Source organism: Chitinophaga varians, from assembly GCF_012641275.1.
GTDB lineage: Bacteria > Bacteroidota > Bacteroidia > Chitinophagales > Chitinophagaceae > Chitinophaga > Chitinophaga varians_A.
This window is the reverse complement of sequence record NZ_JABAIA010000002.1, coordinates 617156-628954: the sequence shown is the minus strand read 5'-3', so window position 1 is coordinate 628954 and position 11799 is coordinate 617156. Positions and strand designations below refer to the sequence as shown.

5 protein-coding genes are annotated in these 11799 nt (G+C 50.2%); 4 read left to right on the top strand and 1 reads right to left on the bottom strand.

Features of this window, described 5'->3' with window-relative positions; all coding sequences use genetic code 11:
* The first annotated feature begins 6 nt into the window (after nt 1-6).
* The 4 genes from HGH92_RS17170 to HGH92_RS17155 all read left to right on the top strand — a co-directional run bounded on the left by HGH92_RS17170 (nt 7) and on the right by HGH92_RS17155 (nt 10331).
* Nucleotides 7-3468, top strand: a complete 3462-nt coding sequence (locus tag HGH92_RS17170; RefSeq protein WP_168871998.1) for a SusC/RagA family TonB-linked outer membrane protein — start codon at nt 7-9, stop codon at nt 3466-3468.
* Nucleotides 3469-3479: 11 nt separating this feature from the next.
* Nucleotides 3480-5057, top strand: coding sequence for a SusD/RagB family nutrient-binding outer membrane lipoprotein (locus HGH92_RS17165; RefSeq protein WP_168871997.1), 1578 nt, complete (start codon nt 3480-3482; stop codon nt 5055-5057).
* 499 nt (nt 5058-5556) lie between these two features.
* Nucleotides 5557-8673 carry a SusC/RagA family TonB-linked outer membrane protein gene (locus HGH92_RS17160; protein WP_168871996.1) on the top strand — a complete coding sequence of 1039 codons (3117 nt, stop codon included), beginning with the start codon at nt 5557-5559 and terminating at the stop codon, nt 8671-8673.
* Between the two features lie 26 nt (nt 8674-8699).
* Nucleotides 8700-10331, top strand: a complete 1632-nt coding sequence (locus HGH92_RS17155; RefSeq protein ID WP_168871995.1) for a RagB/SusD family nutrient uptake outer membrane protein — start codon at nt 8700-8702, stop codon at nt 10329-10331.
* A gap of 655 nt (nt 10332-10986) precedes the next feature.
* Here HGH92_RS17155 and HGH92_RS17150 read toward each other — a convergent pair.
* Nucleotides 10987-11796, bottom strand: coding sequence for an alpha/beta hydrolase (locus HGH92_RS17150; RefSeq protein WP_168871994.1), 810 nt, complete (start codon nt 11794-11796; stop codon nt 10987-10989).
* Between the last annotated feature and the right edge of the window lie 3 nt (nt 11797-11799).

Below are 11799 nucleotides of genomic sequence, written 5' to 3'. Positions count from 1 at the left end.
TACCCCATGACATGGTTGATATGCATGGGGTTAATGCTGACATTGCTGCTGGCCGGTAGCTTGAACACCCTGAGTAGCGCGTTTGCCCAAACACAGCAGCCGCCATCCACGATTGTTGTCAGTATCCAGGCAAAAAACAAAAACCTGGAAGACGTGATGACCGAAATATCGGTCAAAACCGGACTGAACTTCCACTACGATAAAACTGATCTTAACCTGAAAAAAAAGGTTACGCTCAACTGCACCAAAACACCCGTAGAAGACGTTCTGGCGTTGTTATCAGCACAAACCGGATTGAAGTTTACCCGTATCAACAACAAAATAATAGTAGGAGCCGACATTGACACAGGTGGCACACAAACCGTTGACCTGTTAAAGCACGTTTCACTGGAAAGAACAATCACCGGTACCGTACGCGATAGTAAAGGCACGCCGCTTCAGGGAGTAACCGTTCAAATCAGGAACAGCAACAAAGGAACACAAACAGACGCCGACGCAGGGTTTAGCATTGACGCCAGCCCGGGCGATGTTTTGTTATTCAGCTACGTAGGATATCTGACACGCGAAGTAACTGTAGGCACCAACAGTCAACTTAACATCACGCTTCACGACAACATTAAAGCACTGGGGGAACTGATCGTTACCGCCCTGGGCATACCAAAAAAATCGAGGGAACTGCCTTATTCCGCCCAGCAGCTGGACGGCGACGACGTATCACTCGTTAAAGACGCTAATTTCATGAACAGCATCGCCGGTAAAGCAGCCGGTGTATGCATTACCCGCAATGCCTCCGGTATCGGCGGCACCGTCAGGGTAGTACTGCGCGGGAATAAATCCACCCGCGAAAACCAGCCTTTGTACATCGTTGACGGCGTACCTTATGCCAACTACACCCCTTCACAGCCACAGGACGTATGGGGCCAGGCCAACAATACCATCGGCGGCGGCGGCCGCGATGGCGGCGATGGCATCTCCAATATCAACCCGGACGATATCGAAAGCATCAGCATCCTCAAAGGCGCCTCCGCCGCCGCCCTGTACGGCAGCCAGGCCGCCAACGGCGTTATTCTCATCATCACCAAAAAAGGCAAAGCCGGCAGAAGCCGCATCGACGTGTCATCCGACTTCACCATCGAAACACCGTCATTGCTGCCGAAGCTACAATACCGTTACGGACAAACACAGCCGCCCTATGATTCCGTCAACCAGCCCAAGCCAGGTTCCCTTGGCAGCTGGGGCGCTCCCGTACAGTCGCCCGATCATGTAAAAGACTTCTACAATACCGGCGCCACCTGGATCAACACCATCTCCTTCAGCGGCGGCACTGAAACGGCCCAAACCTATTTCTCCTACGCCAACACCACCAACAAAGGCATCCTCCCCACCAATAAGTTCAACCGGCATACCATCAATTTCCGCGAAACCCTCCGGCTGCTCAACAACAAGCTGGTGATGGACGCCAATGCCTCTTTCCTGGCGCAGTCATCGATCAACCGCCTGTCGTCCGGACTATACTACAGCCCTATTTCCGGCCTGTACGTGTTCCCGCGCGGCCTCGATTTCGACGCCTATAAAAACCAGTTTGAATACTATGATGCCAAACGGAGCCTGTACCTGCAGAACTGGTGGAACATCCGCAGCGACAAAGGCTGGATAGGACAGGACGACCAGCAGAACCCCATGTGGGCCCTGCTGCGCAACCGCCGCCTGGACGCCCGTTACCGGGGCATGGCCTCCCTGGCGCTCAACTATCAGCTCAACAACTGGCTCTCCTTCAAGGGACGCGCCAGCTTCGACAAATCGCTGGACCAGTACGAACTGGAAGCCTATGCCGGCACGCAGCGCGTGCTTTCTGACTCCAATGGCCGTTACATACTTGAAAAGGAATTCAATACGCAGTTATATGCCGATATCATGGCCAATGCCAGCGGAAAAGTAAATTCCTGGCTACACCTCGCCGGTAATGTGGGCGCCAGCATCACCGATCTCAAAGCGCATGAACGCTCTTTCAACGGCGCCAATCCCAATGCAGAGCCGGGCCTTAACTACCCCAATAAATTCTCACTGTCCAATATCGCTGAAAAATCACTCGACGCACGGCATTCCGTGGAACAGAAACAGCTGCAGGCCATCTTCGGCAACGCCCAGCTGGGCATCAAAAACTTCCTGTTCCTCGATCTTACCGGACGTAATGACTGGTCCAGCACTTTTGCCTTCACTCCCACCCTCAACAAAGGATACTTCTATTATTCAGCCGGCCTGTCGGCCATATGGACCGATATGTTTAAAATGCCGAAGGTCGTCAACCTGCTGCGCACCCGTCTCTCCTACGCTAAAGTAGGCAATGACATTGCCAGCTATGCTTCCAACCCTGCACCCTTCACCATGCAGACCACCGCCGGCGTCAGCAGGGTGCTGCTCAATTTACGTACACCCTATCCCGGTATACACCTGGAGCCGGAAGACAACCATTCCTTTGAAGCAGGCCTGGAAGTACACCTGTTCAACAACAGGCTCAATGCAGACATCACCGTCTACAAAAACAACAACTATAAACAATACATGGAAGTGCCCGCCCCTCCCGGTTCCGGATTTATGACCTATTACCTCAATATGGGCAATATCCAAAACAAGGGACTGGAAGCATCTATCAGCGTAACACCTGTACAGGAAAAGGGTTTCAGCTGGACCAGCACCATTAACTTTTCCACCAACCGCAACAAGGTATTGCAGCTGAGCAACAACAACATCGCCGGCGCCGATACCAGTAACATGTTCACCCTTACCGACTTCGGTGTGAACATGTTCGGTTCCTTCATACAGGAAGGCGGTTCCTGGGGTGATATTTATTCCAACAAAGAACTGAAACGGAACAGCCAGGGCCAGATCATCGTGGATGAAAACGGGAAGCTGTCCACCGTTCCCGCGTTTAAGAAAGTCGGTAATCCGAACCCTGATTTCATGCTGGGATGGAACAACAACATCTACTACCGCAATTTCACTGTCGGTTTTCTGATAGACGCCCGTTTCGGGGGTAAAGTGATGAGCGTTACACAGGCCGTACTGGACTACTACGGCGTGAGCGAGGCAACCGCCAAAGCCCGCGATAACGGCGGTGTGACACTCAACGCCGCACTGGCGGACGGCACGCCCTACACCGGCAAGATAGATCCTGTTAACTATTACACCATCATCGGCGGCCGTTCCGGCATCGGGGAAATGTATATGTACGATGCCACCAATATCCGGCTCCGGGAGCTGAGCCTCAGCTACCTGGTACCACTCAAATGGAAATGGCTGCGCACTATGCGGGTAGGCGTTATCGGAAGGAACCTCTTTTTCTTTAAGCTTAACGCACCTTTTGACCCGGACGTGTCGATGGGCTCCGGCAATGGCCTGCAGGGTGTAGACGTATTTGGACTGCCGCCCTTACGCAGTATGGGCATTAACCTGAAATTCGGATTGTAAAACTAACTACCATGCACAAACGGTTCTGTAACTTCTTACTGGTTATCGCCCTCCTGGCATTGGGCAGTGGTTGTACCGGCAAATTCACCGATATCAACAAAAACCCTTATGATTTTACGGAGGCAGACCTGAAAGGTGATTTTCAGCTGATGGGCGCTCCCATCACACAAGCCCAGCTATACCTGATACATTACAATGATCCTCCGACAGCGCAGCTTCAACAGAACCTCAACGCGGATATTTTTTCAGGGTACATGATGTCGCCCACGCCGTTTGAAGGCAATATCAACAATATGAATTACGGGCTGCTCTATATCTGGAACAACTATCCCTGGAACGAAGTGTACCACTGGGTGATGAAGCCCTGTGTATTTGCACAGGAGAAGTCCGGTGACAAGTATCCTGACTTTTATGCCTGGGCCACCATCATGAAAGTGGAGGCCATGCACCGTATCAGCGACACCTACGGCCCTATTATCTACAGCCATTTCGGAGATACCAACAAGGAGAACACGTTTGAATACGATTCCCAGCGGGATGTGTACTATCGTTTTTTTCATGACCTGGACACCGCTATCAACCTGTTGACAAACTACGTCAATGCCGGTAATCCACAACGCTTCCAGGCGTTCGACCTCGTATACAAAGGCGATTATACCAAATGGATAAAGTTCGCCAACACGTTGCGGCTGCGGCTGGCCATCCGCATCAACGGCGCAGATAAAGACAAGGCCCGGAAAGAAGGTGAAGCAGCGTTGAAACATCCGTTGGGTTTGTTGCAGGATGCCAAAGAAAATTTCGCCGTAGATATTTCTCCCGTCACCCATCCGCTCAACATCATGTGTTATACCTGGGCAGATCTGCGCATGAGCGCGCCGATGGAATCCATCCTCACCGGGTATAATGATCCGCGGCTGCCCCGTTACTTTGTGCATACCGATGAAGGCGCAAACGTATACCGTGGCATCCGCAACGGCATACGTATCTCGCTGAAAGAACAATATACCGGTTATTCCAAGATCACCATGCTGGACAACAAAATCCAGTACATGGCCGCAGCAGAAGCGTGGTTCCTCAAAGCAGAAGCATCGCTGAACGGTTGGGACGGCGCCGGCAGCGCCGCCTACAACTATGAGAAGGGCGTCAGCACGTCATTCAGCCAATACGGTTTAACGACAGTCAACGACTATCTGCAAAACGATACCAGCAAACCAGCGCCTTATGTAGATCCGGTCAACAGGGACAACAATGTGCCCGCCGGCAACAAACATCTCAGTACCATTACCATTAAATGGAACGAGGGAGCATCGGACGAAGAGAAGCTGGAGCGTATTATCACACAGAAGTGGATCGCCATGTTCCCCGAAGGGACTGAAGCATGGAGCGAATTCCGCAGGACTGGTTATCCGAAATTATTTCCTGTCGTCATCAACAACAGCAATAATACCATCAATACCGAGAAGTTCATTCGCCGCCTGCCGTTTCCGCAGATTGAGCAGGTCACTAATCCCAAAGCATTGCTACGCGCAAAAAAAATGCTGAATGGTGACGACAATGGCGGCACGCAACTATGGTGGGACACCAAATAAATTACGAATTACAAATTACGAATTACAATTAAGGGCTTTTTTATGGAGAGGTCAGTAAGTATACTTTCCATAAGGAAGCTCGTAATTCGTAATTCGTAATTCGTAATTCGTAATTCGTAATTTTTTTTTATTTACTGTAGTACCATTTCAATTAACATACGACTTCCTTCCTGTAGCGCTTATGATGCGCTCATCCAAATGAAAACATTAGCGAGGTAATATCATTCAAAATAAAAGTTTCATGTAAGAAAAACAGGCACGACAAACTATAACGGAAGCAGCGCCGCAAAAGCGCAAGGCGTTTCCGAAGGGGATACCTGTGCTAACAAACCACGTCAACTTATAAAAAACAAGTGGTAAAGGATGGCTTTCGCCATGCTAACGGGGAGTGTATTTTCCAGAAAGCACGTGACAGCGTAATGTATCAGCAGGCACGCGATACAGGCAGATCTTATCCACAACATTTAAATACCAATTATTAACCAAAAAAAAGGCAAGTATGAAAAAAAACCTACGCCTTATGAAAGTGTGTGCTGTAACGGGAATGGCGCTCACTTCCATATTAGCAGACAATGCATATGCGAAGGCTGCCGGCTATACTTATACGCCCACAGCTTCATTCCGTAGCATTTTACAGGAAAAGGAAATCAGTGGTACGGTGCGTGATTCTAAAGGCGCGCCACTACCGGGTGTTTCCGTTCAGGTAAAAGGTACTACCAAAGGCGCACAAACCAATGCCAACGGCCAATATCATCTCAATGCCAAGGCCGGTGACGTATTGGTATTTTCCTCTATCGGCTTCGGTTCACATGAAGCAATCGTTGGCAGCAGCGCTACGCTTGATGTAAGACTGGATGACAACGTAAAAGGACTGAATGAGCTGGTAGTAACCGCTCTCGGTGTGAAAAAAGCCGCTAAATCACTCACCTATTCCACACAGCGTTTGGGCAATGAAGAGCTGACTACCGCCAAAGACGCGAACGTCATGAACTCTATCTCCGGTAAAGCCGCCGGTATCACGGTGAGCAGGAGCAGTTCCGGTGTAGGAGGCTCCGTTAAAGTCACCCTCCGCGGTGCAAAATCAGCTCAAAGCACCAACCAGCCACTGTATGTAATTGATGGTATTCCGATGACCAACTACTCCACCCAACAGCCTAACAGCACCTGGGGCGGTGACGGGACCACCACCTTTACCCCTGGCCGTGATGGCGGTGATGGTATTTCCAACATGAACCCCGACGACATCGAAAGCGTGTCTGTACTGAAAGGCGCGTCCGCATCCGCGCTGTACGGCAGCCAGGCAGCCAACGGTGTTATCCTCATCACTACCAAAAAAGGTAAAGCCGGTAATGCCAAAGTAGAATTCTCCAGCGGTTTCACACTGGACAAAGTAGCCTACAAACCAGCGCTCCAGAATTCCTACGGCGCCACCAAAGACGGTTCCACCCAAAGCTGGGGCCCGGAGATATCCAACGCCCATGACAACGTATCTGACTTCTTCCGTAATGGTAATACCTGGATCAACTCCATCAACTTTACCGCCGGCAATGAGAAAGCACAGACATATTTCTCCTACGCCAATACCAATGCCAAAGGCGTTATTCCGGGCAATGACCTCAACCGTCATAACTTCTCTTTCAGAGAGACGGCTAAATTCCTGAATGACAGGCTGACGCTGGACGGTAACGTGAATATTATCAGCCAGAAGCTCGACAACGGCCCCGTAAACGGCTTGTATTTCAACCCGCTCACCGGTCTGTACCTGTTCCCAAGAGGCCGCGATATGGCGCCTTTCAAAAACAGCTACATGAAATTTGACGAGACCCGTCAGATTAACCTGCAGAACTGGCCTTTCAATGAAGACGTTCAACAAAACCCATACTGGATCGTTAACAAAAACACCAGCCAGGCCGTACGTAACAGAACGCTCTTCAACGCCAGCGCCAAATACGACTTCAATGACTGGCTGTACCTCCAGGCCCGTGGTAATATGGACCGTACCAACGATACCTACGATGGCCAGTTTTATGCCGGTACCAACGGCGTACTCTCCGGCGCCAACGGCCGTTATATCATGAGCAATCTCACCACCACACAGTTCTATGGTGATTTGATCCTGAACCTGAACCGCAACATCGGCAACTTCAAACTGAATGCCCTGTTAGGTACCAGCATCAACGATACCCGTACCAAAGGCATGAACGCTGACAGCTACCTGGGCGATCTCTATGTGGCTAACTTCTTTACCCTCCAGAACATGACCACAGGCAGCCTTATCCAGACCGTACCGGAGAACCACAGCCAGCTGCAGGCAGCCTTTGGCAACGTAAACCTTTCTTATAAAGACCTGGTATTCCTGGACCTCAGCGGACGTAACGACTGGTCTTCCAATCTGGCATTCACTGGAAACGGCTCCTACTTTTATCCCTCTGCCGGCCTTTCTTTCATGCTCCATCAGCTTTTCAACATGCCGGAACCTGTTAGTTACGCCAAACTGCGCGGTTCATATGCTGTCGTAGGTAACACCGTTCCCTGGTATGTGACCAACCCGCTCAACAGGCTTGGCCAGGTGGGTGGCACCTTCCTGTTCAACAACCAGGCGCCTTTCAAAGAACTGAAACCGGAAAAAACCAAATCCCTGGAAATCGGTACAGAATGGCGTTTCCTGAACAACAGGCTGAACTTCGACTTCACCTATTATAAAACCAATACCACTAACCAGTACTTCCAGATCGCCGTACCGCCGGGAACAGGTTACTCTTTCCGCTTCATCAACGCCGGTAACATCCAGAACAGCGGTATTGAAGTGGTATTAGGTTACAACGTTATCCAGTCAGGCAAGTTCACCTGGAACACCACCCTGAACTATTCCAAGAACAAGAACGAAGTCATTGAGCTGGCAGACAACATTGATCAGTTTATCCTGACACCGGCCGGTTCCAACACCTTTGCTTCCATCATGGCCAAAGGCGGATCTTACGGTGATATCTATGGTAAAACACTGAAAAGAGATGAAAGCGGCCGTGTGATCATCGGTTCCGATGGCACTCCGCTGGTAACGTCTGACCTCGTGTTTGTAGGCAACTCCAATCCAAAATGGCAAGGAGGCTGGAACAACCGTTTCACTTATAACGATTTCACGCTGAGCTTCCTGATCGATGGCAAATTCGGCGGTAAAGTAATGTCTATGACCGAAGCGGTACTGGACAAATACGGTGTATCTGAAAGAACAGGCGCTGCCCGTAAAGCCGGTGGCGTTACTATCGACGGTATCAATGAAAGCACCAAACAGCCCGTTACCAAAGTAGACGCCGAAAAATGGTACGGTACTATCGGTGGTCGTGACGGTGTGAGCGGCGAGTACATGTACGACGCTACCGTAGTAAGATTAAGAGAGTTGTCTCTCGGTTATGGTGTTCCTTCCAGAGCGTTGGGCCACGGCTTCGTAAAAAGCCTCCGCTTCTCCCTGGTAGGCAGAAATCTCTGGTATATCTCCAAAAAAGCGCCTTATGATCCGGAAATCGCCCTGTCTACCGGCAACGGCCTCTCCGGTGTAGATATGTTCGGTATGCCCGCAACCCGCAGCTTTGGCTTTAACCTGAATGTTGGTTTCTAATGATGTTCACCTTTAATTCAACACAGATGAAAAAATTCAGCTTCAAACTATACAAGCCGGTGGCAGTCATCGCGCTGGCGGCAGGTCTCCTTGGCCTCAACGCCTGTACCAAAAACTTCGAGGAGTACAACACGGATAATACCGGTTTGACCGAAGACGCGCTGAAGCCCGACTTCAACTATATCGGTGGTTTCTTTCCGCAGATACAGTCTTCCATCTATTTTAACTTCAATAATACCAACGGCGACTTTCAGCTGCAACAAAACCTGATGGGCGACGTATATTCCGGTTATCTGATGCCGCCAAATAACTTCCGCGGCAACATCAATAACATGACGTACTCCCTGGTAGACGGCTGGAACGCCTCCGCCTTCAACCTGGCATACAACAACGTGATGGCCCCTATCTATGAAGTAAAGAGAAGAGGCGCCGCACAAACAGCACCTGAATTCTGGGCCATTGCTCTCATCCTGAAAGTAGAAGCCATGCACCGGGTGACCGATATCTACGGTCCTATTCCTTACAGCAGCTACGGCAGCGGCGGCACCTCCTCCTCTTACGATAAACAACAGGACGTGTACACCCGCTTCTTTAAAGAGCTGGACACCGCAGTGACTACGCTGAACACCTATGTAGCAGCACATCCCGGCGTATCCCTCTTTGCCAAGTTTGATATGCTGTATGGTGGCGACTACAAACAGTGGATCAAGTTCGCCAACTCCCTCCGCCTGCGCCTCGCTGTCCGTATTGCCGGTGTAGCCAAAGACAAAGCAAAGGAAGAAGGTGAAAAAGCCCTGAATCCTGCCAATGGCGGTGTGATGGAAATCAACAAAGACAACGCCACCGTTTCCGGTTTTGGCTTAAAAAACCCACTGTACACCATCGTTACAGCCTGGACAGACAACGCCATGAACGCATCCATGGAATCGATCCTGGTAGGGTACAAAGACCCACGTCTTCCGAAATATTTTGACCATGCCACCGCTTATCCCGGAACCTACAAAGGTATCCGCATTGGCAGCCTGGTGACCGCCAAACCGGATTACACTGGTTATTCCATTCCTGCCGTGGCAGAAAACAAAACCTTCAAAGCCACCACTCCCCTTCAGCTGATGACCTCCGCTGAAATATGGTTCCTGCGCGCAGAAGCGGCCCTCAACGGCTGGGCCAATGCAGGCGGCACACCAGGTGAACTGTATGAAAAAGGTATCCGTACCTCTTTCACACAATGGGACGCAGATCCGGTAGCTGTAAATGCTTACGTGGCTGATGCCTCCAGCAAACCAATCGACTACGTGGACCCCCGCAATGCTACCAACAACCATGCGGCAATGTCCGATATCACCATCAAATGGGACGAAGCTGCCTCTCCGGCTCAAAAACTGGAACGCATCATCACCCAGAAATGGATCGCCATGTATCCGGAAGGACAGGAAGCCTGGACTGAATTCCGCAGGACCGGCTATCCCAAACTCTTCCCTGTAGTGAACAACTACAGCAATGGGACCATCAACACAGACATACAGATCAGAAGGATACCATTCCCCAACACAGAGTACACTTCCAACAAAGCCGAAGTGGAAAAAGCCATACAGCTGCTGGGCCCCGGTGCTCAGGATAACGGTGGCGTAAGACTTTGGTGGGATTTACCGCACTGATTATGTTGATATACTTATTTTGAATCGCGTGCATAAAAAAAAAATGCCGGTCCTATCGAGGACCGGCTTTTTTTTGTCCTAGGGCTGAAGCCCTGGGCTACGATGTGTTGATGACTATTCAGCAGATGCCGGAATGAAGTGATGATATGGCTTTGATGATTTAAGGTGATATAGCTGATTACAATGATATAAAGGAATGAAGCCGCAGGCTGCTTTTTAATGTGTATACAATACACATTAAAAAAATTTTGTTTCCGATGGTACCATCTTGATGTTGGCCCGACTTCCAGGCTGATAACGAAAATAGTTCTGATAACACGTGATGAAAAACATGAAGTACCTATAACTGAAAGTATTTGCGGTTCAATTGCAATTCTGGTGTACAGGGGGCGTACTACGTCATCAACAAACAGACAAACCTATGCCAAAAGTCATTGTCGCCCGTGCCAGTCCGGGACTGTACAAAGCAACTGATTTCGCTTAGCATTCAACTTAGGTCACATGAAAATAATCCGGCCGCTTGCAGTCCTGCTTACGGCCGCTTTTTTTCAACAAAAACGACAATCACATTTTTCATAGATCAACAGGACATATTAGCAAGTTAAAAAGCCGCCCCGTTCCCGGGACGGCTTCATATTTTATGCCTTGATACCGATTATTGAAAGAAGCGATGAAAGAAGAGCATCTGGTAGTGAATGGAGTTGGCCCAGTAGTCCCAGTCATGCTGTCCTGGCCGTTCTATATAATCGTGATCGATTCCTCTTTCCAGCAGTTTCTGATGTAAAGCCCTGTTCACATCGATGAAAAAATCCTTTACGCCACAGTCAATGATCATGGGCAGCGTACCAGGCTGCAGTTTATTGAGCTGTCCCATTACCGTATAGACGGTCCAATTAGCACCGTCTTTTCCCGCTTCACCCAGCAGCTTTACAATTTCCCAGCTTTTGGGAAATGGCCTGAAATCCACGCCTCCGCTAATACTGCCGGCAGCACCAAACATCTCGGGATGCCGGATGGCCAGGTACAAAGCGCCGTGTCCTCCCATACTGAGCCCGGTGATAGCGCGGTGGCGCGGATCGGGCAGCGTCTGGTAGTGCTGGTCAATGTACGCCGGTATTTCCTTTCCTACATAAGTCTCAAAGCGCATGGAGCTATCGCGGGGACTGTCAAGGTACCAGCTCATGAAAGCGCCGTCGGGGCATACGATCATGCATTGGTAAGTATCTGCCAGTTCCCTGATGGCGGGCACTTTAGTGACCCAGTTAGCATAATTGCCGCTATAGCCGTGCAGTAAATACACTACCGGGTAGCGCCGTGTGCCTTCCTTGTAGGACGCGGGTGTTACCACCACGCATTTGTAGCTGCGGTGCATTGCCGCACTGGGAATACTGACCGTGTCCACATTGCCCGCCCGGAGCGTTTGCAGGCCGAAAACCAATAGTAAGAGGGTGAGCGTGTATTTCATCAA

Excerpts from the sequence above, each read along its gene's own strand:
- HGH92_RS17170 (WP_168871998.1), top strand. The coding sequence starts at position 7 with ATGACATGGTTGATATGCATGGGGTTAATGCTGACATTGCTGCTGGCC.
- HGH92_RS17165 (WP_168871997.1), top strand. The coding sequence starts at position 3,480 with ATGCACAAACGGTTCTGTAACTTCTTACTGGTTATCGCCCTCCTGGCA.
- HGH92_RS17160 (WP_168871996.1), top strand. The coding sequence starts at position 5,557 with ATGAAAAAAAACCTACGCCTTATGAAAGTGTGTGCTGTAACGGGAATG.
- HGH92_RS17155 (WP_168871995.1), top strand. The coding sequence starts at position 8,700 with ATGAAAAAATTCAGCTTCAAACTATACAAGCCGGTGGCAGTCATCGCG.
- HGH92_RS17150 (WP_168871994.1), bottom strand. The coding sequence starts at position 11,796 with ATGAAATACACGCTCACCCTCTTACTATTGGTTTTCGGCCTGCAAACG.